This window comes from Elioraea sp. (assembly GCF_022842375.1).
GTDB lineage: Bacteria > Pseudomonadota > Alphaproteobacteria > Acetobacterales > Acetobacteraceae > Elioraea_A.
Window position 1 is genome coordinate 1 of the sequence record NZ_JALHPR010000006.1, and the last position, 23,805, is coordinate 23,805.

General features: G+C 69.1%; 28 protein-coding genes and 1 pseudogene. 13 read left to right on the forward strand and 16 right to left on the reverse strand.

All coding sequences use genetic code 11. The features are described from left to right. Window positions 1-44: 44 nt before the first annotated feature. Entirely contained in the window at window positions 45-683 is a 639-nt protein-coding gene (locus Q0C38_RS07105) for a VPLPA-CTERM sorting domain-containing protein (protein WP_291296382.1), read from the reverse strand. A gap of 547 nt (window positions 684-1,230) precedes the next feature. Beyond that, window positions 1,231-2,163 (reverse strand): hypothetical protein, encoded by a 933-nt coding sequence (locus Q0C38_RS07115; RefSeq protein ID WP_291296384.1) that lies wholly within the window; start codon window positions 2,161-2,163, stop codon window positions 1,231-1,233. Between the two features lie 457 nt (window positions 2,164-2,620). Here Q0C38_RS07115 and rpmE point away from each other — a divergent pair. Together rpmE and Q0C38_RS07125 are read left to right on the forward strand one after the other, a co-directional pair. Next, a pseudogene (rpmE, locus tag Q0C38_RS07120) lies at window positions 2,621-2,827 on the forward strand (50S ribosomal protein L31); the annotation flags it as partial. A 292-nt stretch (window positions 2,828-3,119) separates the two neighbouring features. After that, a complete protein-coding gene (locus Q0C38_RS07125) occupies window positions 3,120-3,581 on the forward strand; it encodes an Hsp20 family protein (RefSeq protein WP_291296385.1) in 462 nt (153 codons plus the stop codon). A 32-nt stretch (window positions 3,582-3,613) separates the two neighbouring features. Here Q0C38_RS07125 and Q0C38_RS07130 read toward each other — a convergent pair whose 3' ends face one another. Then, the gene (locus Q0C38_RS07130) at window positions 3,614-4,885 is read right to left on the reverse strand and encodes a cation:proton antiporter (protein WP_291296386.1); all 1,272 of its coding nucleotides are present in this window, start codon (window positions 4,883-4,885) and stop codon (window positions 3,614-3,616) included. Between the two features lie 104 nt (window positions 4,886-4,989). Further along, complete coding sequence (locus tag Q0C38_RS07135; protein WP_291296387.1) at window positions 4,990-5,181, reverse strand: DUF1192 domain-containing protein; 192 nt, start codon at window positions 5,179-5,181, stop codon at window positions 4,990-4,992. Window positions 5,182-5,347: 166 nt separating this feature from the next. Here Q0C38_RS07135 and Q0C38_RS07140 point away from each other — a divergent pair, with 166 nt between their 5' ends. Then, window positions 5,348-5,926: a DUF1013 domain-containing protein gene (locus Q0C38_RS07140; protein WP_291296388.1), complete on the forward strand. Its 579-nt coding sequence runs from the start codon at window positions 5,348-5,350 to the stop codon at window positions 5,924-5,926. Between the two features lie 58 nt (window positions 5,927-5,984). Here Q0C38_RS07140 and Q0C38_RS07145 read toward each other — a convergent pair whose 3' ends face one another. Both Q0C38_RS07145 and Q0C38_RS07150 read right to left on the reverse strand, forming a co-directional pair. Next, window positions 5,985-6,164: a YdcH family protein gene (locus Q0C38_RS07145; RefSeq protein WP_291296389.1), complete on the reverse strand. Its 180-nt coding sequence runs from the start codon at window positions 6,162-6,164 to the stop codon at window positions 5,985-5,987. A gap of 151 nt (window positions 6,165-6,315) precedes the next feature. After that, window positions 6,316-7,440 carry an ATP-dependent 6-phosphofructokinase gene (locus tag Q0C38_RS07150; RefSeq protein ID WP_291296390.1) on the reverse strand — a complete coding sequence of 375 codons (1,125 nt, stop codon included), beginning with the start codon at window positions 7,438-7,440 and terminating at the stop codon, window positions 6,316-6,318. Between the two features lie 144 nt (window positions 7,441-7,584). Here Q0C38_RS07150 and Q0C38_RS07155 point away from each other — a divergent pair, with 144 nt between their 5' ends. The 3 genes from Q0C38_RS07155 to Q0C38_RS07165 are packed head-to-tail and all read left to right on the forward strand — an operon-like array spanning window position 7,585 to window position 9,431. Further along, window positions 7,585-7,788, forward strand: coding sequence for a YdcH family protein (locus Q0C38_RS07155; protein ID WP_291296391.1), 204 nt, complete (start codon window positions 7,585-7,587; stop codon window positions 7,786-7,788). A gap of 10 nt (window positions 7,789-7,798) precedes the next feature. Beyond that, a complete protein-coding gene (gene purE, locus Q0C38_RS07160; protein ID WP_291296392.1) occupies window positions 7,799-8,290 on the forward strand; it encodes a 5-(carboxyamino)imidazole ribonucleotide mutase in 492 nt (163 codons plus the stop codon). After that, a complete protein-coding gene (locus tag Q0C38_RS07165) occupies window positions 8,283-9,431 on the forward strand; it encodes a 5-(carboxyamino)imidazole ribonucleotide synthase (RefSeq protein WP_291296393.1) in 1,149 nt (382 codons plus the stop codon). Before purE ends, Q0C38_RS07165 begins: the two co-directional genes overlap by 8 nt. Before the next feature lie 28 nt (window positions 9,432-9,459). On the opposite strand, the gene Q0C38_RS07170 is transcribed toward Q0C38_RS07165, so the two are convergent. The 3 genes from Q0C38_RS07170 to def are packed head-to-tail and all read right to left on the reverse strand — an operon-like array spanning window position 9,460 to window position 11,596. Then, window positions 9,460-10,386, reverse strand: coding sequence for a transglutaminase family protein (locus tag Q0C38_RS07170; RefSeq protein ID WP_291296394.1), 927 nt, complete (start codon window positions 10,384-10,386; stop codon window positions 9,460-9,462). A gap of 3 nt (window positions 10,387-10,389) precedes the next feature. Further along, window positions 10,390-11,037, reverse strand: coding sequence for a COQ9 family protein (locus Q0C38_RS07175; protein ID WP_291296395.1), 648 nt, complete (start codon window positions 11,035-11,037; stop codon window positions 10,390-10,392). Further along, window positions 11,030-11,596, reverse strand: coding sequence for a peptide deformylase (gene def, locus Q0C38_RS07180; protein WP_291296396.1), 567 nt, complete (start codon window positions 11,594-11,596; stop codon window positions 11,030-11,032). The genes Q0C38_RS07175 and def overlap by 8 nt, the downstream gene beginning before the upstream one ends. Window positions 11,597-11,862: 266 nt before the next feature. On the opposite strand from def, the gene rpsU reads away from it, so the two are divergent. The 7 genes from rpsU to Q0C38_RS07215 all read left to right on the forward strand — a co-directional run bounded on the left by rpsU (window position 11,863) and on the right by Q0C38_RS07215 (window position 18,158). Continuing rightward, window positions 11,863-12,066, forward strand: coding sequence for a 30S ribosomal protein S21 (rpsU, locus tag Q0C38_RS07185; protein WP_144182808.1), 204 nt, complete (start codon window positions 11,863-11,865; stop codon window positions 12,064-12,066). A 134-nt stretch (window positions 12,067-12,200) separates the two neighbouring features. After that, window positions 12,201-12,761, forward strand: a complete 561-nt coding sequence (locus tag Q0C38_RS07190) for a hypothetical protein (protein ID WP_291296397.1) — start codon at window positions 12,201-12,203, stop codon at window positions 12,759-12,761. 157 nt (window positions 12,762-12,918) lie between these two features. Next, window positions 12,919-13,893, forward strand: a complete 975-nt coding sequence (locus Q0C38_RS07195) for a tripartite tricarboxylate transporter substrate binding protein BugD (protein WP_291296398.1) — start codon at window positions 12,919-12,921, stop codon at window positions 13,891-13,893. Between the two features lie 70 nt (window positions 13,894-13,963). Next, window positions 13,964-14,248 (forward strand): UxaA family hydrolase, encoded by a 285-nt coding sequence (locus tag Q0C38_RS07200; protein WP_291296399.1) that lies wholly within the window; start codon window positions 13,964-13,966, stop codon window positions 14,246-14,248. Window positions 14,249-14,261: 13 nt separating this feature from the next. Next, window positions 14,262-15,437, forward strand: coding sequence for a UxaA family hydrolase (locus Q0C38_RS07205; RefSeq protein ID WP_291296400.1), 1,176 nt, complete (start codon window positions 14,262-14,264; stop codon window positions 15,435-15,437). A 113-nt stretch (window positions 15,438-15,550) separates the two neighbouring features. Next, complete coding sequence (locus tag Q0C38_RS07210) at window positions 15,551-17,137, forward strand: ABC transporter substrate-binding protein (RefSeq protein ID WP_291296401.1); 1,587 nt, start codon at window positions 15,551-15,553, stop codon at window positions 17,135-17,137. Between the two features lie 25 nt (window positions 17,138-17,162). Then, a complete protein-coding gene (locus tag Q0C38_RS07215; RefSeq protein WP_291296402.1) occupies window positions 17,163-18,158 on the forward strand; it encodes a succinylglutamate desuccinylase/aspartoacylase family protein in 996 nt (331 codons plus the stop codon). A gap of 216 nt (window positions 18,159-18,374) precedes the next feature. Here the strand turns inward: Q0C38_RS07215 and Q0C38_RS07220 are convergent, their stop codons facing one another. The 7 genes from Q0C38_RS07220 to Q0C38_RS07250 all read right to left on the reverse strand — a co-directional run bounded on the left by Q0C38_RS07220 (window position 18,375) and on the right by Q0C38_RS07250 (window position 23,760). Next, window positions 18,375-18,530, reverse strand: coding sequence for an entericidin A/B family lipoprotein (locus tag Q0C38_RS07220; RefSeq protein WP_291296403.1), 156 nt, complete (start codon window positions 18,528-18,530; stop codon window positions 18,375-18,377). A 46-nt stretch (window positions 18,531-18,576) separates the two neighbouring features. Next, the gene (locus Q0C38_RS07225; RefSeq protein WP_291296404.1) at window positions 18,577-18,741 is read right to left on the reverse strand and encodes a DUF3309 family protein; all 165 of its coding nucleotides are present in this window, start codon (window positions 18,739-18,741) and stop codon (window positions 18,577-18,579) included. A gap of 251 nt (window positions 18,742-18,992) precedes the next feature. Next, window positions 18,993-19,976, reverse strand: coding sequence for a LacI family DNA-binding transcriptional regulator (locus Q0C38_RS07230; RefSeq protein WP_291296405.1), 984 nt, complete (start codon window positions 19,974-19,976; stop codon window positions 18,993-18,995). Then, complete coding sequence (locus tag Q0C38_RS07235; RefSeq protein ID WP_291296406.1) at window positions 19,973-20,863, reverse strand: PfkB family carbohydrate kinase; 891 nt, start codon at window positions 20,861-20,863, stop codon at window positions 19,973-19,975. The genes Q0C38_RS07230 and Q0C38_RS07235 overlap by 4 nt, the downstream gene beginning before the upstream one ends. Continuing rightward, window positions 20,860-21,702, reverse strand: coding sequence for a BtpA/SgcQ family protein (locus Q0C38_RS07240; RefSeq protein WP_291296407.1), 843 nt, complete (start codon window positions 21,700-21,702; stop codon window positions 20,860-20,862). Before Q0C38_RS07240 ends, Q0C38_RS07235 begins: the two co-directional genes overlap by 4 nt. Next, entirely contained in the window at window positions 21,695-22,771 is a 1,077-nt protein-coding gene (locus Q0C38_RS07245; protein WP_291296408.1) for an ABC transporter ATP-binding protein, read from the reverse strand. Before Q0C38_RS07245 ends, Q0C38_RS07240 begins: the two co-directional genes overlap by 8 nt. After that, a complete protein-coding gene (locus Q0C38_RS07250; RefSeq protein ID WP_291296409.1) occupies window positions 22,768-23,760 on the reverse strand; it encodes an ABC transporter ATP-binding protein in 993 nt (330 codons plus the stop codon). The genes Q0C38_RS07245 and Q0C38_RS07250 overlap by 4 nt, the downstream gene beginning before the upstream one ends. Window positions 23,761-23,805 lie beyond the last annotated feature (45 nt).

Below are 23,805 nucleotides of genomic sequence, written 5' to 3' on the forward strand. Positions count from 1 at the left end.
CCGCGGGCACCCCGCGCACCCCTCAGGCGGAAGCGGCGCTCAGGTCAGGTGTGCTGCCGGCGGCGGCGGGCGGCGACGAGGCCGAACAGGCCGGCGCCGAGCAGCAGCGCCGAGGCAGGCTCCGGCACCGCCGTGGGGGGCGGCGGTGGCGGCGGCGTGACGACGGTCGGCACGACGTCGATCGTGAAGGTGTCGAAAGTGTCGCCGGTCCCCCATGACGTGACATAGGTGCCCGGGGTGATGCCAAGCGAAGCGAACGTCGCACCGGCGAACGTCAACGTTGCTGCCAGCGGCGTCCCCGACACGTAGCCCACCGGCACTGCCAGGAAGGGTTCCCCCGGATTGACGAAGCTTCCAATGCCGAGGGCAGCGCCGGTCGACGTGCCAAGCGTGCTGCCGCCTAGTCCGAACGTTGGGGATGTGATGCCACCTCCTCCAAAGGCGTCGCTTGCGCCTGCTGTCAGGAGGGCTCCGTTGGACGGGTCGATGGCGGCGCTCGCGAAAATATTCAAAGAGAACTCGAGCGCCGCCAGGTTGAACGAGCCGGCCCCTGTGCCGACCACGTTGCCGCCCTGTTCGACGAAGGTGAAGGTGAAGGCCGCCTCGGCCGGCCGGGGCCCTGCCACCGACAAGGCAGCGGTGCCAACGGCAGCAAGGCCGAGCATGCGCAAACGCGATATCATGATGTGTGTGTCCCCCTGTTCCCGCTGAGCACGGGAACCCCCGTTTGTTCGAAATCAAATTTGAACGTAGCCGGGGCCGGTCGGCGGCTTCAACAGGCCAATGGCGACATTGCAAGAAATGTCACGCGGGCCGGCGACGCCACAGCTGCGGCCTTGGCCCGGTCGGCCCAGGCGCCCGGCCGGCGGAGATCGTGGCGAACGAGCGGGCCGATATCGTGCTAATCGGCCGCGCGATGCTGGCCGATCCTGCCTGGCCGCTGCGCGCGGCCAAGGCGCTGGGGGCGCAGGTGGAATGGCCGGTGGAATACGAGCACCCGATGGGGACTTTGGGGGGAGCCCCGCGTAAGGTCGGCTACGGAATGCATACGTGTGTCCGAGCTCAATACCGCGTTGGGCAAGACTGATGTTGTGACCAGCGAATGGTCGGCGTGCTCCTGACCATTCTCAAGTGCGCTACCGGCCTGATGTCGAGGAGGCTCTTTGCGGGCCGGTGGCGTCGCTGACCCGCCCCCCGAAGCATGATGGCCAGCCCCGCAGGCTCCTGTCGTCAAGCCTTGATCGTCAACGCCTTCCTTTTCGTTGCAGATTTCGACCCTCCATCATCCACCACAACATCCCATGCCTCCGTATCACTCGTCGGTGTGGTCTGTCCGTCGACTGCAATGTCACATTCGATCTCAGTCGGATTAGACCGGACATTCTTCGCGAAGAGGTCGTCGACACCAGCCCTGCTTAGCTTGACGTGGGTAATGATATTCAAATCGGTCCCCATAATCCGGAGGTGGAGCGCTCCCTTTGTCACTGAATGAACCGTTGGGTCGATGCTGCTTATGGACGGCACTTGATCGGTAGATTGCGCGGCCTTGGCCGCAGAGGTTGCCGTTGTTGAGCCCAGATAGAAGCTTGTGATCGCGGTCATCAACGTGCCAAGCAGTACGAGCAACTGCTTTGCAAAGTCCTCGCTGGCGGCACTGGCAGGGGGGGAAAAGCTCACATTGTAAAGCCACCGAGTCGTTCCATCTGGAAGTTCGTCTGGTATAGCAACGGCCGCGGCATTCGGATGACTCGCGATGTAACTGTCGCGCGCCGCTTCAGAAAGGCGATCAACTGTGACGCGCGGGGGACCACTAAAGAGATTTGCAAAAAGGAAAACGCTGAAAATAGAGAACAGCACGATGAGCGACAGAGCAATGACGGCACGGATAGAGCCCTCTGGCAGCCCCATCGCTTGCTTTTCATCGTTAATTCTCAGAATACTGAATACACTTGCTACTAGAGTAAGCAAAACAATCAGTACGACCACACCACTTATTGCCAAAATTGGAAGTGAGTATTCAATCGATTTGCCAATAATCAAATCAGAAAGAGCGATTATGACAGCAATAAACGTTGCAAGAAGTACGATACATAAAAGAAAAACGACCTTATATGTTACCGCATGAGGCTTATTGCTTTTCGACGCATTCATGAGATTTTCCACGCGGCATGCCTCCTTGTCCAATATTGTCAAGACATCGCATTGCCTTCTCGAGCAGCGTTTCTCCGTGAGTTACGACCGCCAGCCCGAGACGGTATCGGCCGTCATACGGAGATCGCAACGCCGAAATCGCCAAATACATGACGTGCTTCGGGTCTCAGAGCCCATCCGGGCAGTTTTGCAACACGCTCATGCCTTTACGGCGAGCCACCGGCGCGTGATGCAGATTATGGAGATGCGGACGACGGCGGACGCGATGAGCCAGTGCGCCTTGAAGTCGCGGGAAGTGCACCAGAATCACAAATCGTTGCGCTTTACAAACCGTGTGCTCTGAACACGCCGGCGACGCTGGTGCCGCTCATGATCGCTCCCCCACCTTGCCCGCCCGCGCCCTTTCCGCTACATCCCCCGTCTCGCGCGCCGGTCGGTATCGGCGCGCCTATGCGCTTGGAAGGTCGCCATGAAGCAGGGCATCCACCCCGACTATCACGAGATCACCGTCATCATGACGGATGGCACGACGTTCACCACACGCTCCTGCTACGGCAAGCCGGGTGACACCATCCGCCTCGACATCGACCCGAAGTCGCACCCGGCCTGGACGGGCCAGCAGCGCGCCCTCTCCGACACCGCCGGCCAGATGGCGAAGTTCTCCAAGCGCTTCGCGGTCGACATGTCGAAGATGAACATCAAGGCCGCCGCCACCGTGAACAAGGGCGCCGCGCCGAAGGCCGCCGCGGCCGCCGCCGCCGCCAAGGGCGCGCCGGCAAAAAAGAAAAAGTAGGCCTCACCGCCTCTTCGCGCCCACCAAGGCCGGCCCCTTGAACCAGGGGGCCGGCCTTTCTACGTTCATGGGGCCGCTTGTGCCTTCGGGGCTTGCGGCGACCGCGGTCGGGCTTCGGCCGAATGCGCGGCGTGACCGACCGACGGACCTTGCTGAAACAGAAGGACCGAAAACCATGACGACGCTCGACTTCTCACCCCTGTTCCGTTCGACGATCGGCTTCGACCGTCTCTCGCGCCTGATGGACGCGACGATGGCGACCCAGGAAGCCCAGGCGTACCCCCCCTACAACATCGAGAAGCTCTCAGAGGACGCGTATCGCCTGACCATGGCGGTGGCCGGCTTCGGCGAGGGCGACCTCGAGATCACCCAGAAGCAGTCAGCCCTCGTGGTCGCCGGCCGCGCGGCGAAGGAGGAGGCGCCGCGCCAGTTCCTGCACCGCGGCATCGCCCGACGCGCCTTCGAGCGGCGGTTCGAGCTGGCTGACCACATGGTGGTCGATGGCGCCTCGCTCGAGAACGGGCTGCTGCACATCGCGCTCAAGCGCGTGGTGCCGGAGAGCCTGAAGCCACGCCAGATCGCGATCGGCGGCGGCCAGCCCCGGGTGATCGAAGCGCAGGAGGCGCGCGCCGCCTGAGCGACGCGCCTCGGCTGACGACACGGGCCGGGTCAGGGAACTGACCCGGCCTTTTCGTTGTCCGCACGCGCCTTGTCGTCCTTGACGGCCTGAACCTTCACGTCCCGCCGCGTCACGAGCCGGCGCGAGGCCCAGAACATCAGCGGGTTCAGCGCGATCGAACCCACCACGGCAGCGAGGATCGGGTCACGCGCCGCCTCGGGCAGCAGGCCGAGGCCGATCCCCTGCTCGGCCAGAACCAGGCTGAACTCGCCGATCTGGGCGAGCGCTGCCGTCACCGTCGCGGTCGCCTGGAAGCTCTGCCGCAGCAGCAGCATGATCGCTGCCGCGGCCAGCCCCTTGCCGATGATGACAACGCCAAGCGTCGCTGCCACGGCACCTGGCCGCTCGACCAGCACCAGGGGGTTGAACAGCATGCCGACGGAGACGAAGAACAGCACCGCGAAGGCATCGCGGAATGGCAGGCTCTGCTCCGCCGCGCGCGCGGCCATGCCCGAGCCGTGCATCACCATCCCGGCAAAGAAGGCGCCGAGCGCGAAGGACACGCCGAACACCTTGGCCGAGGCATAGGCGATGCCGATGGAGAGCGCGAGGACGGCCAGCGTGAACAGCTCGCGCGAGCGGAGATGCGCGATCATCACCAACACCCACGGGATCACGCGGCGGCCGAGCGGCACGGCGATGGCGATGAACAACGCCACCTTGCCCAGCGCGATGCCGAGCGCGATGAGCCCCCCGGCATCGGTCAGCCGGCTCGCGATGCCGGCCGAGGCGCCGCCGAACATGCCCGCCACCGCGGGCAGCATGACGAGGACGAGGATGACGGCCAGATCCTCGACCACCAGCCAGCCGACGGCGATGCGGCCTGCCGGCGTCGATGTCTCCTCCCGGTCAGCCAGGGCGCGGAGCAGCACGACCGTCGAGGCGACGGAGAGGGCAAGGCCGAACACCACCGCCTGCGGCCAGGAATAGTCCCACCCCCTGGCGAGCAGGGCACCGAGGATGGTGGCGGTGGCCATCTGCGTCACCGCACCCGGCAGCGCGACGCGCCGCACCGAGAGCAGCTCGGCCGGTGAGAAATGCAGCCCGACGCCGAACATCAGCAGGATCACGCCAAGCTCGGCGAGCTCATAGGCGGTCGAGGCATCGCCCACGATTCCAGGCGTGTACGGCCCGAGCAGGATGCCGGCGCAGAGATAGCCGACGATGGGCGGCAGCTTCACGAGCGCGGCCAGCGTGCCGAAGATGAGCGCGTAGAGCAGGCCAAGCCCGATCGTGGTGATCAGCGGATGCGCTGCGTCCATGCCCTGCCCTCCACTGTCGCCAACCCGCTGGATGCCGATCATCAACCCTTGAAGATCAATGTAGTAAGGACGTAGCCTCGATCAACCGTTGAACGTCGGCATGCCTACGGTTTGCGGAAGAACGCCTCCGCCGCACCCCGGTGGCTGTCGCGGGCGGCGATGGTCGCCTTCACCCGCGCGATCTCGGCCTCCAGCGCGGCGATGTATGCATCCATGTCCTCGCGGCTGACGCCATCGAGCGGCAGCGGATCGAAGCGCGGACGCTTCCGGGGAAGCTCGTCATCCTCGCGTGCCATTCCATCCCTCTCCTCTCTCGCAGCGCATGGCCTCCATTCCCATATCGGTGCATGAAAGGCGATTGACCGGAAGCCCGGGCGTCCTATGGTGCCGCCGCCGTCGGACGCGCCGGACGATCCCGCCGCCGCACCGCAACATGACGAGAAGGCCAGAGGGGTCCCGCCCATGTCCCTGCCGCTGATGCCAAAGGCCACCGCCGTGTGGCTGATCGACAAGACGTCGCTGTCATTTGACCAGATCGCGGCGTTCGTCGGCATGCACCCGCTCGAAATCCAGGCGATCGCCGATGGCGAGGTCGCGATCGGCATCGTCGGTCATGACCCGATCGGCTCGGGCCAGCTCACCCGCGAGGAGATCGCCCGCTGCGAGGGTGATGCAGAAGCGCGGCTGCGGCTTGCGCAGAGCACCGTCGTGCTGCCGAAGCCCAAGGGCAAGGGTGCGCGCTACACCCCTGTTTCCAAGCGAAACGACAGGCCGGACGGCATCGCCTGGCTGCTGCGCAACTTCCCGATCCTGTCCGACCAGCAGGTCGGCAAGCTGCTCGGCACCACCAAGGACACGATCGCCAAGGTGCGCGACAAGGCGCACTGGAACAGCGCCAACATCAAGCCGCGCGACCCCGTGATCCTCGGCCTCTGCACGCAGACCGACCTCAACCGCGAGGTCCAGCAGGCGATCGAGAAGGCGCAGCGCGAGGGCCGACCGATCCCGCAGGCCCCGATCGATGCCGGCGCCACGGCCTAGCCCGATGCAATCGGCCGCCCCGCCGACAAGGCAGGGCGGCCATCACATCAGGTGAGTGTCAGGAGACGGTGTGGTTTGACCGCAGCCGTTCCATTTCCTCCTTCAGCCGAAGCTTCTCGCGCTTCATCTGCGCCAGCGCCGTGTCGTTCGGGCGCGGGCGCCCTCCCTCCTCGGCAATGCGCGATTCCAGCGCCCCGTGGCGCTCGTTCAGCGTGACAAGTCGCTGCTGAAGGCTCATGCAGACCTCCGTGTGGTGGACGATGGCCACTCACCGGGCGGGACCCGCATCACGGCGTCCCGCGCCGGAACGAGGATGCTAGCGAAGCCCGACGCCCAAACGCCAGCACAATCTTTGCGTGCAGTGCATGCGCACTCAGACAACCCGATCCCTACTGGTCGCCCAGGCAGATGCCCAGGCCACGTGCCGCCCGCACCATGTCGCCGGCGGGGTCAACCGGCCTCGCCTCTCCCGCCGCGTCCTCGACGGGTGCATCGCCGACCCTGCCCTCGCGCCACACCACGATGCGCCCGAACCTGCCCCTGACGGCGAGGTCGACCGCGTGCACCCCCATCGCCGAGGCGACGATCCGGTCGAGCGCGCCAGGCGAGCCGCCCCGCTGGACGTGGCCGAGAACGGTGACGCGCGCCTCCGCCCCCGTCGCCTCCTCGAGCGCGTGGGCGATACTGGCCCCGACACCGCCCAGGCGCGGCATCGCCCCCGGCGCGGCAGGGCCGGCGAGCACCGTCTCCCCCTCGGCCGACCGGACGGCTTCCGCCACCACCACGAGGGCGAAGTTGCGGCCGCGCTCGCGGAGTTGCCGGATCGCTGCCGCAACCGGGGCCATGCGCCAGGGGATCTCGGGCAGCAGGATGACGTCAGCCCCCCCGGCGATGCCGGCGGCCAGCGCAATATGCCCGGCATCACGGCCCATCACCTCGAGGACCATGATCCGCCCGTGGCTCGCCGCCGTCGGCTGCAGCCGGTCGAGCGCCTCCATCGCGACCTCGACGGCCGTGTGATGGCCGATCGCGTATTCGGTCGCACCCAGGTCATTGTCGATCGTCTTCGGAATGCCGACGAAGGGAAACGGCCCCGTCTTCATCAGCCGGTTGAGGATGCGCATCGACCCATCGCCGCCGATGCCGATGATCGCGTCGAGCCCAAGACGCGCTGCACCGGCATGGATCAGGGGCGATCGGTCTTCGAGGCTGCCATCGGGGAGAGGGAAGGCGAAGGGATTGCCGCGGTTCACGCTGCCGAGGATCGTGCCACCGGCGCGCAGCAGGCCGGCATCGGACATCGAGAGCGTCAGCGCCTCGGCGCGCGGCGGGTCCTCCATCAGCCCGTTCGTGCCCTGGTGGATGCCCAGCACCTCGAGCCCGTAATGCCCGGCCGCGCGGCGCACCACGGCACGGATCGCGGCGTTCAGCCCGGCGCAGTCGCCGCCCGTGGTCAGCACCCCGATCCGCTTGATCCCAACCGTGTTGATCGCCGCCTGCTGCATGGCTTCCATTCGACTCGATCCCTCTTCACCCAAACCCCAAGCATAGGTAGAGGGTCGCGCGTTACGCCATGGAAACGCCGTGCTATGCACGGACGAGGATGCCGTGAACGGCGCATCGGAGCGGGAGCGGGGCTGCGTGAGAGTGTGCGCATGATGGACGAGGACAGGGACAGCCTGCTCGCACGGTTGAACACGCTCAGATCCGAGCATCGTGACCTCGATACGGTGATCGCGCGGCTGTCGGGCGACAGCATGTCCGACCAGATCCACCTCGCCCGGCTGAAGAAGCGGAAGCTGAAGCTGAAGGACGAGATCACCTGGATCGAGGACCGGCTCATTCCGAACATCATCGCGTAGTAGATTGATCATGCACCATACACCACATGTCGGCGTCATCATGGGAAGCCGCTCGGACTGGCCGACCATGGAGGCCGCCGCCGAGACGCTGACCAAACTCGGCATCGCGCACGAGGCGCGCGTCGTCTCGGCCCACCGCACGCCTGAACGGCTCTACGCCTACGCCGCAGGCGCCGCCGCGCGCGGGCTGAAGGTGATCATCGCGGGCGCAGGCGGGGCAGCACACCTTCCGGGCATGGCTGCGTCCATGACCGCACTTCCCGTGCTCGGCGTGCCGGTCGAATCCCACAGCCTCAAGGGGATGGACAGCCTTCTTTCGATCGTGCAGATGCCGGGCGGTATTCCCGTCGGCACGCTCGCGATCGGCAGGCCCGGGGCGATCAACGCGGCCCTGCTCGCCGCCGCCATCCTCGCCCTGTCCGACCCGGCGCTCGCCGAACGCCTTGCCGCCTTCCGCGCGGCACAGACGGCATCGGTGCCAGAGACCGTCGCCGATGCCTGACCTCGGCGGCCCCCTCGCGCCGGGGGCGACGATCGGCATGATGGGGGGCGGGCAGCTCGGCCGCATGGCAGCGGTCGCGGCCGCACGGCTCGGCTACCGCGTGCACGTCTTCACGCCAGAGCGCGACGCGCCCGCCTCGCAGGTCTCCGCCGCCACGACGCTGGCCGAGTGGTCGGACCATGCAGCGCTCGCCCGCTTCGCCGCGGCGGTGGATGTTGTGACCTTCGAGTTCGAGAACGTACCGGGAGATGCTCTGGACCTCCTCGCCGGGCTCGTTCCCGTCGCCCCCTCGCCGGCGGTGCTGCGCACCAGCCAGGACAGGATCGCGGAGAAGACCTTCCTCGCCGAAGCCGGCGTCGCGACCGGCCCATGGGCGCCGGTGGCGACGCGCGAGGCCGCCGAAGGGGCCGTCGCCGCCGTCGGCTTCCCGTGCGTGCTCAAGACCACCCGCCTCGGCTATGACGGCAAGGGCCAGGCGACGCTGCGCGAGGCGGGCGACCTCGCACCCGCGCTGGCGAGGCTCGCCGGGGCCGATGGCGCATTCCGGCCGCTGGTGGCGGAGGCCTTCGTCGATTTCGCCTGCGAGGTCAGCGTCATCGTCGCGCGCGACAGGGCCGGCGCCATCGCCCTCTACGACACGGTGGAGAACCGCCACCGCAACCACATCCTCGACCTCACCATCGCCCCGGCCCGCGTCGCCCCCGCCATCGCCGCGGCGGCGGAGGATGCGGCCCGTCGCGTGGCGCTGGCGATCGGCCTGGTCGGGCTGCTCTGCGTCGAGTTCTTCGTCACGCGCGATGGGCGGGTGCTCGCCAACGAGATCGCACCAAGGCCCCACAATTCAGGGCATTGGACGATCGAGGCCTGTGCGGTGAGCCAGTTTGAACAGCAGGTGCGGGCCGTCGCCGACCTGCCGCTCGGCGATCCGGCGCGGCATGCCGATGCGCTGATGAAGAACCTGATCGGCGACGAGATCGCGGCCCTGCCCGCGCTGTTCGCCACGCCCGGCCTCGTGCCGCACCACTACGGCAAGGCGGAAGCGAGGCCCGGCCGGAAGATGGGGCATGTGACGCGCCTGTTCCCGCGCGACAGCCTGCCCGCCGAGGCGGAGATCGCCGCGGCATTCCAACCCGCCCTCTGAGGCGCCCGCCCTCAGCCCCTCACGCGTTTCACGCCGTCATGGGCTGCGGGACAGGCTCCTGCGTCGCGACGGCCTGCCCGACCTCGACCGTCACCTCGACGCTCATGCCCATGAAATCGTCGGGCTGGCCGCTGAACGAGCCGCTGATCGGGATCGCCTGCGACGGCTGCCGCGCCACCGCGACCCGGATCAGGTTCCGCCCGCCGATCAGCCCGTTCGTCGGGTCGAACTCCACCCAGCCAGCGCCCGGCACGTAGACATCGCACCAGGCATGCGTGGCCCCGCCTCCGATCACGGGGGTGTCGCTGTCGGCAAGCGCTGCGTCATAGAGGTAGCCGGAGACGAAGCGCGCGGCGAGGCCGAGGGCGCGGCACGCCTCCATCATCAGCAGCGCGAAGTCGCGGCAGGCGCCCGAGCCCCTGGCCAGCGTCTCGGTGGGCGGCCTCGTGCCTTCCTCGTCACGCGCCTCGTACTGGAAATCGGCCTTGATGGCGTGGGTCATGGCGACGAGCAGGTCGGCCGTGCGCGTCTGCCCCTCGGTCGAGAGGAACTTCTTCGCCCAGGCGTCGATCGCCCGGTCAGGGTCGGGGAAGTGGCGCTCGGCGGTGCGGCCGAGATCGGGCACCTCCTCCGGCGGATAGGCGAACGGGATGGTCTCGGCGAAGGGCTCGACCATCGCGGCAAGGTCCGCCGGGGCGGGCGGGAAATGGTCGAGCACGATGCGGCTGACGATGGTCAGCCGGTTCGCCTGGCCCTGGAAGCTGGCAAACGCCACCGAGTTGCCGAACACGTCATGCTTCCAGCGCAGTGTCGCCGCTGGATCGACGGTCAGCGTCGCGTCGAGCAGCCGGAGGTCATGGCTGTCGCGCGGGCGCGTCATCAACCGGTGATCGCCGAAGGTGACGGGCGAAACATAGTTGTAGACGGTGCTGTGGGTGATCGCGACGCGGGCCACCGCTCAGCCCGCCGGCCGGAGGCGGCGGAACAGCGCACGCGGATCCGGCAGCTTCCCCGCTGCCTCGCGGAGCCTGGCGCGGGCCTTCGGGATCGCCATCAGCCCCTCGATCCGCCGGTCGAGGAAGGCCGCGGTGCGGGCATCATCGTCGCTGTCGTCGTTCAGCCAGTAGAGCACCGTCGCGCCATAGATGGCGCCGAGCGAGGCGCGCTTGGTGTACCAGGAGAAATCGGCTGACCGGTCGCCCACCGCGCGCCAGATGGCGTCGACGGTGCGGAACGCGGTGCGCGCGCCGGCCGCGGCATTCTGCGGCAGGGCGAGCAGAGCAACCGCACGGCCGACCGCTTCCTTGTTGCCGCGCACGGCCTCGAGCCTGCCCATCACCGCGCGGGCGACGCGGGCGCGCAGCTTCATGCCGGCGACATCCTCGGCCGCGAGCGCCTCGGCCATGCGCCGGTCGGCCAGGTCGCACCAGACCTCGATCGCCTCGGCCGGCCCGCCGGGGAACAGCAGGTCGAGCTCCCGCGGGTCGAGCCCTGCGTCGGCGAGCCCGGCGCGGAGCGCACGGCGGCTCCAGCCATCGAGCGGCACGTGCACCAGGGCAGCGGTGACGGCGGCATCACGTTCGGCGCTGCGTTCGATCTCAACCATCGCGTCCTCCCTCGCGCGGCGCGCCGGCGGTGGCGGCAGCGGCGCGCATCAAGTCCTCGGTGAAGCCGAACAGGGCGAAATCGTCCATCCGCATCGGGTAGAGGATGCCGTCCAGATGGTCCATCTCATGCTGGACCACGCGGGCATGGAATCCGGCGACCGTGGCGTCGATCGGCCTGCCCTCGGCATCGACGCCGCGGTAGCGGACGCGCTCCGGCCGCGGCACCGCGCCGCGGAGCCCGGGAATCGAGAGGCACCCCTCCCACTCGAGCGCCACACGCTCCCCTGCCGCCTCGACGATGGGGTTGATGATGGCGACGATGCCCGTCGGGGTGTCCTCGGCAAGCCCGGTCAGCCGCTCGGGCCTCGCGCGGAAGATGAAGAGGCGCAGCGGAACATGCACCTGCGGCGCGGCGAGCCCGGCGGCTTCGGCATCAAGCAGGGTGTCGACCATGTCCGCGATGAGGCGCCGGATCTCGGGTGCCGTCGGGTCAGCGACCGGCTCGGCGCGCCGGAGCAGCACCGGATTGCCCATGCGGGCGATCTTCAGGATGGCCATGCCACGTCGTCCCCGCCGTCAGGTCCCCGGGGAGGCGGCCATGTCCGGTCCCAGGTCGTCCCGTGCCGAACACATATGGCCGGCGGTCGGTTGCCTGCAACCGTGCAGTCAAGGGTGCAGGTGCACTGGGCACTTTGCTGGCGTGGGCGGCTGTGCTATCTCGCGCGTTCCCGCGCCTCGGTGATCGAGGGGCGGTTCCGCGCATGCGCCTGCGGATCGTGCCCATGGTGGGCAAGGCGCACTGGCCCGATGGAGGGTGACGGCACGTGCAGGTTCTGGTTCGCGACAACAATGTCGATCAGGCGCTGAAGGCGCTCAAGAAGAAGATGCAGCGGGAGGGGATCTTCCGTGAGATGAAGCTTCGCCGGCATTACGAGAAGCCGTCTGAGCGCCGCGCCCGCGAAGGGGCAGAGGCTGTTCGGCGTGCGCGTAAGCTGGAGCGCAAGCGGCTCGAGCGCGAGGGGTTCTGACCCCTCTTCCCGCTGTCTGGCGACCAGGCCGCGGGGATTGCTCCACGAGACATGGTTCGGCGGCGACGGTGTAGCACTTCTGCGCGCCAGGTTAGCGCGTCAGGTGCCGTTTCTGCGTGCGGAGGCGTTGAGCGATGGGTGTGATCCGCTGGTTCGGTTCGCTGCTCGCCTGGGCTTTCTCGCTCGTCCTCCTCCTCCTGATGCCCTGGCGGTGGTTCCGCCGCCGCCCTGCCGCACCGGCGCCGCCCGCATCCGCCGCGCTGGTCGGGCAGCCCGATGCCGCCCCCGACGAGCCGGACACCGCCTGGCCGCAGATGCCGCGCACCGGCAAGCCCGGCACCGCGACGGATCACCAGGTCGAGGCGATGATGGATGCGCGCATCGTCCCCGCCCATCCGTGCCGCGACCTGCACGACTACAGCACCGAGGAAGCCGCGGCGATCCTTGATGCCGTCGCCTTCGCCCGCGCCGTCGCCCGCCAGGTGACGGGGGGTGAGGATGAGGAGGCACCGCCCGAGGTGCTGACCGGGCTGCTCAACGACATCGTAGCCACAACGCTTGCCGATGACAGGCTGCGCGACTTCGCACTGCGCTGGGCCCGCGGCGGCCAGGTGACGCCGATCCGCGAGAACACCACCTTCGCGCCCGCACGCGATGCCGTGCTGCGGCACTGGCAGCCGGCAGAGCAGGCCTGATCACGGGGCGGCGCGACGCCGGAACGCCCCGCCGGAACGCACCGCCGGAACGCACCGCCGGAACGCACCGCTGGGACGCACCGCTGGGACGCACCGCTGGGACTGGCCGAGCGCACCTCACGCCCCTAGCATCATACCCAACAGGGAGATAACGACCATGACGCTCATCCGACGCTCGCTGCTCGCCGCGGCCTTCGCCGCCGTCGCGGCCCCGGCGATGGCGCAGGCCTACCCGACACGCACCGTCACCATCATCGTCCCATTCGCCGCCGGCGGGCCGACGGATGCCGTCGCACGCCTGATCGCCGAGGCGATGGGGCGCGACCTCGGCCAGACGGTTGTCGTCGAGAACGTCGGCGGGGCGGGCGGCACGATCGGGGCCGACCGCGTCGCCAAGGCGCGGCCGGATGGCTATACCGTGCTGCTGCACCATATCGGAATGGCAACCATCCCGACGCTCTATCGCCGCCTGCCGTATGAGCCCGTGAACGCGTTCGCGCCGATCGGCCTCGTCTCCCCCGTACCGATGACCGTGATCGCGCGGAAGGACCATCCGGCAGCGAATTTCCAGGAGCTCATCGCCTGGATCCGCGAGAAGAAGGAAGATGTGAACCTCGGCAATGCCGGGCTTGGCGCGGCGAGCCAGCTCTGCGGCACGCTGCTGCAGTTCCTGCTGCAGACGCCGGTGACGACGGTTCCCTTCCGCGGCACGGGGCCTGCGATGACCGAGCTCCTCGGCGGGCGCATCGACGTCATGTGCGACCAGACGACGAACACGACCGAGCAGATTCGCGCCGGTGCCGTGAAGGCATACGCCGTGACGGTGCCGAGCCGCCTCGCCGCGCTGCCCGACGTGCCGACGACGGCGGAGGTCGGCATGCCCGACCTCGCCGTGACGATCTGGCACGGCCTCTACGCGCCGCGCGGAACGCCGGCCCCGGTGATCGAGCGGCTGTCGCGCGCGCTGCAGGTGGCACTGCGCGACGACAAGGTCGTGTCGCGCTTCGCCGAGCTCGGCACCACGCCAGAGCCTCAGGAGCGTGCGACGCCCGACGCGCACCGCGCGCACTGGATGGCCGAGATCGCCAAGTGGCGCCCGGTGCTGCAGGCCGCCAACCAGTTCGCCGACTGACGCTGCATCCACCCCTTCCAGTGGGGTGGAACGATCCGAAAACAGAACGACAAGGGAAGGAGGGAAACCGATGACGATCCACTTCGTCGTGCATGATGAGCACGATTCGGTCGGTGTCGTGGTGGTCGAGGGCCTCAAGGCAGGCCAGGCGCTGACCGGCTGGATCATGGACCAGGACACGATGATCGAATTCGCATCGAAGTCCGACATCCCGATCGGCCACAAGCTCGCGATCCGCGACATCGCCGCCGGCGACACGATCATCAAGTACGGCGTGGACATCGGCCGGGCGATCGCGCCGATCGCGGCCGGTGAGCACCTGCACGTGCACAACGTCAAGACCAAGCGCTGGTGAGGAGAACCCGACCATGGGAATGAACCTGGGAAGCCTGAGCTTCGAGGGATACCGGCGCGAGAACGGGCGGATGGGGGTGCGCAACCACGTCATCATCCTGCCGGTCGACGATCTCTCCAACGCCGCGTGCGAGGCGGTGGCGAACAACATCAAGGGCGCGATGGCGATCCCGCACGCCTATGGCAGGCTGCAGTTCGGCGCTGACCTCGACCTGCATTTCCGTACGCTCATCGGCGTCGGCGCCAACCCCAACGTCGCGGGCGTCGTCGTCATCGGGATCGAGCCTGGCTGGACCGGGCGGATCGTCGAGGGCATCGCCGCATCGGGCAAGCCGGTCGAGGGCTTCTGGATCGAGCAGCACGGCGACATCGCGACCGTTGCGAACGCGTCACGTGCGGCCTATCGTATGCTCAAGCACGCCTCGAAGCAGAAGCGCATCAAGGCCCCGCTGTCCGAGCTCTGGGTCTCGACCAAGTGCGGCGAGAGCGACACCACCTCCGGCCTCGCCTCGTGCCCCACGGTCGGCAATGCGTTCGACAAGCTCTGGGAGAACGGCAACACGCTGGTGTTCGGCGAGACGACGGAGCTCACCGGCGGAGAGCATCTCGTGAAGGCGCGCTGCCGCACGCCAGAGATCGCGAATGCATTCCAGGCGGTGTTCGACCGCTACCAGGCCGTGGTCGAGGCGAACAAGACGTCGGACCTCTCCGAGAGCCAGCCGACGAAGGGCAACATCGAGGGTGGGCTCACCACGATCGAGGAGAAGGCGCTCGGCAACATCCAGAAGATCGGGAACAAGTGCCTGGTCGATGGCGTGATCGACAAGGCCGGGATGCCGACGCATGCCGGCCTGTGGTTCATGGACAGTTCGTCTGCGGCGGCGGAGATGGTGACACTCTGCGCGGCCTCGGGCTATGCCGTGCACACCTTCCCCACCGGCCAGGGCAACGTGATCGGCAACCCGATCCTGCCGGTGATCAAGATCACCGCGAACCCGCGCACGATGCGCACGATGCCCGAACATATCGACGTCGACGTGACCGGCATCCTGCAGAAGACGATGAACATGGACGATGCCGGCGAGGCCCTGCTCGACAGCATCGTCAGGACCGCCGACGGCGAACTGACGGCGGCCGAAATCCTCGGCCACCGGGAGTTCTCCCTCACCCGCCTCTACGAGAGTGCCTGACGGAAGCTGGCCGCCGCGGAGCGATCCGTGGCGGCCATTCCACGCTTTGGGGCCTATCGCGGCGTGATCGCTGCGCGTAACCTTCCGGTGTGACAACGTCGGGGGACCATGCCGTGCGAAAGCGTGCCGTTACTCAGCGCAGTGTCCTTGCCGCAATCCTCGGGCTTGCCATTGCGGCGCTTCCCGCTTCCGTCGCCGCGACCGAGCTCCGCCTCGGCGTGGGTGCGGCGATCACCTCGCTCGATCCGCACTACCACAACTTCCAGCCCAACAACGCGTTGGCGCGCCACGTCTTCGATCCGCTGATCGCGCAGGATGAGCGCCAGCGCCTCGAGCCAGGCCTCGCGACCGCGTGGCGCGCGATCGATGCGGTGACGTGGGAGCTTGAGCTCCGCCAGGGCGTCATCTTCCACGGCGGCGCGCCGTTCACGGCGGAGGATGTCGCGGCAACGCTCCGCCGCATCCCGGCCGTGCCGAACAGCCCCTCCTCCTTCGTGCAGTTCACCGGCACGATCCAGTCGGTCGAGGTGGTGAGCCCGCAGCTCATCCGGCTCAGGACCGCAGCGCCCCACCCGCTGCTGCCGCAGGATCTCAGCCAGGTCGCGATCATCGCGCGCGGGTCCGAGGCGGCATCGACCGACGACTTCAACGCCCTTCGCGCCACCGATGGCACGGGCCCCTTCAGGATCGCCGGCTGGGAGCGTGGCGCGCGCGTGAACCTTGTGCGCAACGATGGCTACTGGGGCGGCAAGCCGGCGTGGGAGCGCGTCACGTTCCGGCTGATCTCGTCAGACCCCTCGCGCGTCGCTGCACTGCTCGCGCAGGAGCTCGACGCGATCGACGGCGTGCCGACAGGCGATATCGCGCGCATGCGTGCCAACCCCGGCCTCGTGATCGCGAGCGCACCGTCGAACCGCGTGATCATCCTGCAGCTCGACAGCGGGCGCGAGGCGACGCCCTTCGTGACGGACAAGGCAGGCCGGGCCCTTCCCGCCAACCCGCTGCGCGACGTGCGCGTGCGCCAGGCCCTCTCCCACGCCATCAACCGCACCCTGCTGGCCGAGCGCGCGATGGACGGCCAGGCGGTTCCCGCCGGCCAGATCGTTCCGGAGGGGTTCTTCGGCTACGATCCGGAAACGCCCGTGCCGGCGTTCGACCCCGATCGTGCCCGCGCGCTGCTCGCCGCCGCGGGCTATCCGGACGGCTTCGCCTTGACGCTGCACTCGCCGAACAACCGCTATGTGAACGACGACCGCGTCGCGCAGGCAATCGGCGCGATGCTGACGCGCATCGGGATCGCTGCGAAGGTCGAGACCATGCCGGCCGCCGTGTTCTTCCCGCGCTGGGGAAGGCTCGAGCACAGCGTGCAGCTCGTCGGCTGGGGCTCGGGCACGGGCGAGGCGGCGGGCTCGCTGCGCGCGCATGTGGCGAGTTTCGATCGCGCCCGCGGGCGCGGTACCTCGAATGTCGGGCGCTACGCAAACCCAGAGGTCGATGCCCTGCTCGACCGCGCGCTGGCCACGATCGACGATGCCGCGCGCCAGGACCTGCTGCGCCAGGTCACGCGGCTGTCCATGCGCGAGGTCGCGTTCGTTCCGCTCTACTTCCAGGTCAACATCTGGGCGATGCGCCGCGGCCTCACCTACGCGGCGCGGAGCGATGAGAGCACCGTCGCCTGGGGCTTCGCGCCCGCACCGTAGACATCGGATGCAGCAGGACATGACGATGCCGAGCAGGATCACGACCGACATCGACTTCGACCGCGACGGCAGGCAGCTCTCCTTCCTGCGGCTGCCGCATTCGAGCAACACCTCGGGCTATGGCTGGATCCCCATTCCCGCGGCCTGCCTGCGCAACGGCCCGGGCCCCACGCTGCTGCTCGTCGGCGGCAACCACGGTGACGAGTACGAGGGGCAGATCACCGTCGGCGAGATCATCCGCACGCTCGACCCGGCGCTCATCACGGGCCGGATCATCGCATTGCCGGCAGCCAACTTCCCGGCGGTGATGGCCGGAAGCCGCCTCTCGCCGATCGACCAGGGCAACCTCAACCGCAGCTTCCCCGGCGACCCCGATGGCACGCCGACGCGCGCGCTCGCCCACTACATCGAGAGCGTGCTGCTGCCGATGGCCGACATCCTGCTCGACCTTCATTCCGGTGGCGCAAGCATGGTCTACCTGCCGACGGCATTGGCCCGCGGCACGACCGATGCCGCACGCGCAGCAGGGCTCGCGCAGCTGCTGCACGTCTTCGCCGCCCCCGTCTCGGTCGTCGGCAGCCCGGCGGGGATGAGCGAGAACCGCACGCTGGAGGCAGCCGCCGAGCGGCACGGTGTGCTCAACCTCGGCATCGAGCTTGGCGGCGGCGCGCGCGTGACGCCGGCAGCCCTTGCGATCGCGCGGCGTGGCGTCAGGCGCGTCATGCGGCACATGGGGCTCGTGGCGGACGCCGAGGATGGGCCGCCGACGGAGATGATGGAGGTGTCGTCGGATGCCTGTTTCGTCTACGCATCGGACTGGGGCTTGTTCGAGCCGCTGGTCGAGCTCGGCGACGATGTACGGGAAGGCCAGCCGATCGGCCGCCTCCACTCCCTCGAGACACCATGGCGGGAACCGGTGGAGGAGCGCTTCCGCACGGGCGGCCGCGTCGTCTGCCTGCGTGCGCGCGGCCGATCCGAACGGGGCGATTGCCTGGGCCACGTCGCCACCGCGCGGGGCTGATCCGGGCTGCGCCCACGTGCTGCGCCGCCTTGCCGGGAGCGGCGCTGGCCGACGCCGCTGAGCATCTGCGCGGCGGGTGCGCAAACGCCGCACCGGGAGCATCCGCGAGGACGCGTCACCGATGCGGCGCCGCCAGCACGCGGGCTACCTTGCGGCAGCCGCGCGCGCCGAAACGCCCACGCCCTCCGCCCGCATCACCCGGCACCAGCCGTGGGATCAGGGAGCGTTCCTGTTGGCACTGTTCTCGATCGCCTCGCCGGCCTTCGAGATATCCTTGCCTGCCCCGGCGGTGGTGTTGCAGGCCCCCAGCAGGGGTGCTGCGCCGAGCAGGAGAAGCAGCGTCGTCGTCAGCATGATGTTTCGATTGGACATCGCGATGCCCTCCTTGCGTCGTTTCGGATAGAGCGGCGCCAGTTCGTCAGATCGTGATCTGCCCCGTCATGACGAGAGCGACGATGATGGCAGCGACGACAGCGATGCCGCCGCTCGGCAGATACCCCCAGCCCGCGCTGTGCGACCATGTCGGCAACGCACCGACCAGCAGCACCGCGAGCAGGAGGAGCAGGATGGTTCCGACACTCATGGCACGACCTTCCTCGATGACGAGTGAACGCAGCATCGGGGCTGCGGTTTCCCCTTGCGTAGCCGGCACGCGATCCTGTCGGGTTTGTGATCGATGCGGCGCATCGGGGGGAAGCCAGGATGGGACGGGCGGGATCGCAGTCGGGCGATCGCGACCGACGCACTCACCCGATGCAGATGGTGACGTCGGCGCCCGATTGCATCAGGCGACGTCGCCCGGAGCGTGGTTCGACTGCCGGACGCGGCCTGTCGCTACGCGCTCCGCCGCCGCACGAGCGTGCAGGCGATCAGACGGCGCGACGCGCGGCGGGCGGGCTTTTCGATCCGCTCCTCGAGCAGTGCAGCCGCCGCGTCGGCCATCGCGCGTGCGTCCTGCGCCACGGTGGTCAACGCGTAGGCGGGCAGCGCAGCGGCGGGGATGTCATCGAACCCGATGACGGCGAGGTCATCGGGAACGCGCACGCCCCGCGCACGCGCCACGTCGAGCACCGCCATCGCCATCAGGTCGTTCTCACAGAAAATGGCATCGGGCGCATGCGCGAGCAGCGCCTCGGCAGCACCCTGGCCGGCGGCGTATTCGTATCGGCCCGATGCGATGGCGATCGGCGCGAGCCCGGCCTCGGCAAGGCCATCGAGGAAGCCGTGCGCGCGCTCGCTGCTCGTCGAGATGCCCGGCGTTCCCGACATGAACGCGATCCGACGCCGCCCGAGCGCCACGAGGTGTTCGGCCGCCATCCGGGCACCTGCGCGATTGTCGCTGCCGACGGCAGACGCGCCCGCCGCACGCATCAGCCTGTCGAGCATCACCACGGGAGTTGCAACCCCGACACAGGCCTTCGCCGCCGAGGACGAGAACAGGCCGGAGGCCACGATCACGCCATCGACCTGGTAGGAGAGCAGGTGATGGATCAACTCGTCCGTCATCTCCGGCCGGGCGGCGCCGCGCAACAGCATCGCAAGTCCGCGTGCCTGCAGCGCGGCGTCGAGGCATTGCAGAAGCTGCGCATGGAACGGGTTGTCGATCGCGGCCATTACCACGCCGATGATGCGCGACCGCCGCGTGATCAGCGTGCGCGCGAGCGCGTTGGGGCGATAGCCGAGGCGTGCGGCCACCGCCTCGATACGATTCCGTGTCGATGTCGAGACGGAACTGCCTGGCGTGAAGGTCCGCGACACGGCTGAACGGGACACGCCGGCGGCGCGCGCCACCTCGGCTGCCGTGACGCGCGCGCTCATGGGCCGACCATCGCGCGCAGCACCGAAGCCGGCGGAAAGGCGGCGAAGCACCCTTCCCGCGAGACCGACCATGCGGCGGCGCGCTGCGCTGCCGCCATCGGGTCGGCGTGGCCGGCGAGCGATGCGGCCGCGTAGGCGCCGCAGAACACGTCCCCCGCCCCCGTCGTGTCGCGCACGAGGGCGGCGGGCGCCTCCTGTCGACGCACGCCATTGGCATCGACGCACACAGCGCCTTCCCCGCCGAGCGTGACGATCACCTGCCGCGCGCCCCGCTGATGCAGCTGAAGCGCGGCATCGGCAGGATCAGCGCAGCCTGACGCAGCTTCAGCCTCAACCTCGTTCAGGATCAGGGTGTCGAGCAGAGGCAGGAGCGGTGCGATGTCCCACCGCAGCGGGGCAGCATTCAGCAGCACACGCGCGCCGCGCGCGGCACCTGCCCGTGCGGCGGCGAGGGTGGGCGCGGCGAGGAAGCCGCACTGCATGAGCAGCATGCAGCCAGGCGCGAGCCACGCTGCCGCTGCTTCGGCCTCCGCCACGTCCACGCCGTCGGCGCAGGCATTGGTGCTCAGGATGAGGTTGCTGCCATCCTCGGCGACGCAAAGCAGCGAGAGATCGGTGCGATGTCGGGACGGAATTGCCGCGAAGGCCAGCGGTTCGGCAGCGAGCGCAGCACGCAGCGCCTCGCCCTCCCGGTCATCGCCGAGCGGGGCAATGAACAGTACATCGGCGCCGGCGCGCGCGGCGATCACGGCCTGGTTCAGCCCCTTGCCGCCGGGGCTGTCCCCGCCCCGCTCACCCAGCAGCGTCTCGCCGGCGCGCGGCAGGCGGGGGACGCGCAGCGGAAGGTCCCAGCCTGCATTGCCGAATACGAGAAGTCGTGCGCTCATCGTGCCCGGTTCGCGGCCACCATGAACGCGGCCAGCCGGTCGGCATCGACCGGGTTCCACCAGACGCCGTCGCGCTTGAGCCAGCTCGCGACGATCACCGCATCCGCGACGCCGAGAATCTCGCCCACATTGTCAGGGTTGACGCCCGAGCCGACGGCAACGGGCAGCGAGGTGCCGGCCGCGATCGCGCGCAGCTCGTCCATGCTCGCTGAGTCCCCCGTGCGCTGGCCTGTGGCGATCGTGACATCCGCATCGAAGAACTCGACGTCGCGCGCGAGCTCGCCCAGGCTGCGGTCAGCCGTGATGGCGTGCGCGCCGTGCTTGACGTGAACGTCGGCGAACACGCGCACGCCGCGCGCGTGGATGCGGGCGCGGTAGCGCATCACCGCGCCGGCGCGCCCCTCCATGAACCCCTCGTTCGCGACATAGGCGTTGGCGAACTGGTTCACGCGGATGAACTGCGCGCCCGATGCCTTGGCCACCGCAAGCGCCTGCATCGGCGCGTTGGCGAGAACGTTGATGCCGATGGGAAGCCGCGTCTCGCGCCGCACGGCATCGGCGATCACGGCCATCGCGGCTGCCGTCTCGGGGCCAAGCTCGTCGGGCTTGGCGAAGGGGATGTCGCCGTGGTTCTCGACGATCAGCCCGTCGACGCCGCCGGCGGCGTAGGCCCGCGCATCGGCAAGCGCCGCGGCGAGCGTCTCGTCCATCGGCCTGCCCTCGTCACGCGGCGCGCCCGGCAGTGGCGGCAGGTGCACGACGCCGATCACCGCGCGGCGGCGGCCGAAGATCGACGCGATCGCGTTCTGCTTCGGCGTACCCACAGGCACTTCAGGCATGCGGAACCTCCTGCTCGATGGCGCCGGCAGCGCGAGCGCGACGGTAGATGGCAAGCCTCCGTGCAAGCGGCGTGTCGGCGGCCGAACCCGGTACATCCGGCATCGGCACGTTCTCTGCGTGATGGCAGGCAGAGCGTTGCACGGCCGCCACGTCGCGCAGCAGGGGTGCCTCGGCGTTGCAGCGCGCGGTGGCAAGCGTGCAGCGTGGCGCGAAGGCGCAGCCCGAAGGCTCGGAGAGCGGGTCGGGCGGCTCTCCCACCATCGGCGCGTGGACGCGCCGGCCGCGATCGGTGCGCGGCGCCGCGGCGATCAGGCCGGCCGTATAGGGGTGGCGCGGGGCCGTGAAGACCTGCTCCGTCGCCCCCTCCTCGACGATGCGGCCGGCGTACATGACGACGACGCGGTCAGCCAGGTGCCGCACCACGGCGAGGTCGTGCGAGATGAACAGCAATGCGACGCCCGCATCGCGCCTCAGTGCTGCGAGCAGGTTCACCACCTGCGCCTGCACCGAGACGTCGAGCGCCGAGACGGGCTCGTCGCAGATGATGAGGTCAGGCTCCACCGCGAGCGCGCGGGCGATGGCGATGCGCTGGCGCTGCCCGCCGCTGAACTGGTGCGGCAGCTTGTCGAGGCCGTCGGGCGCGAGGCCGACCTGTGCCATCAGCTCCGCCGCGCGTGCGCCGACGGCAGCACCCTCGCGAAGCCGGTGCAGGCGGATCGGCGCCTCCAGCACGTCGCGGATACGACGGCGCGGGTCGAGCGAAGCGTAGGGGTCCTGGAACACCGGCTGCATCCGCCGCCGCAGCGCGCGCAGCGTTGCCGTGCCGACGGCGCGGAGATCCTGCCCGTCGAACAGGATCCGGCCCGCATCGGCCTCCTCGAGGCGCAGCAGGAGGCGTCCAACGGTGCTCTTGCCGCAACCGCTCTCGCCCACCAACGCCAGCGCCTCGCCGCGCGCGAGGGTGAGCGAGACGTCGCGCACCGCGCGGATCATCCGCCGTGGCGAGAAGAGCCCGCCCTGGACGGGATAGGCACGGGCGAGGCCCTCGGCGGCGAGAAGAGCGCTCATGCCGCGGCCTCGATCGGCGCGCGGTGGCAGGCGACGTCGTGGTCCTTTCCCACCGCGCGCAGCGGCGGCGTCTCGGCACAGTCGCTCCCGGCGAAGGGGCAGCGCGGCGCGAAGCGGCACCCGGATGGCGCCGTGCCCGGGGCGGGCATGCGGCCGGGGATGGGGGAAAGGGCCTCGCCGCGTGAGGCCCCTTCCGGCATCGCACCGAGCAGGGCAAGCGTGTAGGGGTGCTGCGCGTCGCGGAACAGCACCGCGGCGGGCGCACGCTCGACGATCCTGCCGGCATACATCACCGCGACATCATCGGCCGTCTCGGCAACGACGCCGAGATTGTGCGTGATCAGCAGGATCGCGGTGCCGCGCCGCGTGCGGAGCTCGCCAAGCAGGGCGAGGATCTGCGCCTGCACGGTGACATCGAGCGCCGTCGTCGGCTCATCGGCGATCAGCAGCGCGGGCTCTCCCACCAGCGCCATCGCGATCATTGCCCGCTGGCGCATGCCGCCCGACAGCTCATGCGGATAGGCATCGAGCCGCGTCTCCGGCGCCGGGATGCCGACCTCGCGCAGTGCGGCGAGCGCACGCTCGCGTGCCGCCGGGCGCGACAGGCCGGTGTCCACCCGCAGCGCCTCGGCGATCTGTTCGCCCACCGTGAACACCGGGTTCAGCGAGGTCATCGGCTCCTGGAAGACCATCGCCATCCGCCCGCCGCGCAAGCCGCGCCAGCCGGCTTCGCCGAGCTGCGAGAGGTCGGTGCCGTCGAGCATCATCCGCTCTGCCGTGACGGCACTGCGCCCGGGTTCGAGCAGCCCCATGACGGCAAGGGCCGTGACCGACTTGCCGGAGCCGCTCTCGCCCACGACGCAGAGGACGCGGCCGGGAGAGAGCGACAACGAGACCTCGTCAACCACCGTCACGCGCCGCCCGGGCGGGCCGAGGGCCACGCTGAGACGACGGAGATCGAGGAGCGATGATGGGTCGGCGCGCTGCATTTGCCGCTTGACAGTAGCGGGGGCGATCGTGACGCTCAAGCGGAT

Coding starts and splice junctions, on each gene's coding strand:
- Q0C38_RS07105 (WP_291296382.1), bottom strand. CDS start 683: ATGATATCGCGTTTGCGCATGCTCGGCCTTGCTGCCGTTGGCACCGCT.
- Q0C38_RS07125 (WP_291296385.1), top strand. CDS start 3,120: ATGACGACGCTCGACTTCTCACCCCTGTTCCGTTCGACGATCGGCTTC.
- Q0C38_RS07130 (WP_291296386.1), bottom strand. CDS start 4,885: ATGGACGCAGCGCATCCGCTGATCACCACGATCGGGCTTGGCCTGCTC.
- Q0C38_RS07135 (WP_291296387.1), bottom strand. CDS start 5,181: ATGGCACGCGAGGATGACGAGCTTCCCCGGAAGCGTCCGCGCTTCGAT.
- Q0C38_RS07140 (WP_291296388.1), top strand. CDS start 5,348: ATGTCCCTGCCGCTGATGCCAAAGGCCACCGCCGTGTGGCTGATCGAC.
- Q0C38_RS07145 (WP_291296389.1), bottom strand. CDS start 6,164: ATGAGCCTTCAGCAGCGACTTGTCACGCTGAACGAGCGCCACGGGGCG.
- Q0C38_RS07150 (WP_291296390.1), bottom strand. CDS start 7,440: ATGGAAGCCATGCAGCAGGCGGCGATCAACACGGTTGGGATCAAGCGG.
- Q0C38_RS07155 (WP_291296391.1), top strand. CDS start 7,585: ATGGACGAGGACAGGGACAGCCTGCTCGCACGGTTGAACACGCTCAGA.
- purE (WP_291296392.1), top strand. CDS start 7,799: ATGCACCATACACCACATGTCGGCGTCATCATGGGAAGCCGCTCGGAC.
- Q0C38_RS07165 (WP_291296393.1), top strand. CDS start 8,283: ATGCCTGACCTCGGCGGCCCCCTCGCGCCGGGGGCGACGATCGGCATG.
- Q0C38_RS07175 (WP_291296395.1), bottom strand. CDS start 11,037: ATGGTTGAGATCGAACGCAGCGCCGAACGTGATGCCGCCGTCACCGCT.
- def (WP_291296396.1), bottom strand. CDS start 11,596: ATGGCCATCCTGAAGATCGCCCGCATGGGCAATCCGGTGCTGCTCCGG.
- Q0C38_RS07190 (WP_291296397.1), top strand. CDS start 12,201: ATGGGTGTGATCCGCTGGTTCGGTTCGCTGCTCGCCTGGGCTTTCTCG.
- Q0C38_RS07195 (WP_291296398.1), top strand. CDS start 12,919: ATGACGCTCATCCGACGCTCGCTGCTCGCCGCGGCCTTCGCCGCCGTC.
- Q0C38_RS07200 (WP_291296399.1), top strand. CDS start 13,964: ATGACGATCCACTTCGTCGTGCATGATGAGCACGATTCGGTCGGTGTC.
- Q0C38_RS07205 (WP_291296400.1), top strand. CDS start 14,262: ATGGGAATGAACCTGGGAAGCCTGAGCTTCGAGGGATACCGGCGCGAG.
- Q0C38_RS07215 (WP_291296402.1), top strand. CDS start 17,163: ATGCCGAGCAGGATCACGACCGACATCGACTTCGACCGCGACGGCAGG.
- Q0C38_RS07220 (WP_291296403.1), bottom strand. CDS start 18,530: ATGTCCAATCGAAACATCATGCTGACGACGACGCTGCTTCTCCTGCTC.
- Q0C38_RS07225 (WP_291296404.1), bottom strand. CDS start 18,741: ATGAGTGTCGGAACCATCCTGCTCCTCCTGCTCGCGGTGCTGCTGGTC.
- Q0C38_RS07230 (WP_291296405.1), bottom strand. CDS start 19,976: ATGAGCGCGCGCGTCACGGCAGCCGAGGTGGCGCGCGCCGCCGGCGTG.
- Q0C38_RS07235 (WP_291296406.1), bottom strand. CDS start 20,863: ATGAGCGCACGACTTCTCGTATTCGGCAATGCAGGCTGGGACCTTCCG.
- Q0C38_RS07240 (WP_291296407.1), bottom strand. CDS start 21,702: ATGCCTGAAGTGCCTGTGGGTACGCCGAAGCAGAACGCGATCGCGTCG.
- Q0C38_RS07245 (WP_291296408.1), bottom strand. CDS start 22,771: ATGAGCGCTCTTCTCGCCGCCGAGGGCCTCGCCCGTGCCTATCCCGTC.
- Q0C38_RS07250 (WP_291296409.1), bottom strand. CDS start 23,760: ATGCAGCGCGCCGACCCATCATCGCTCCTCGATCTCCGTCGTCTCAGC.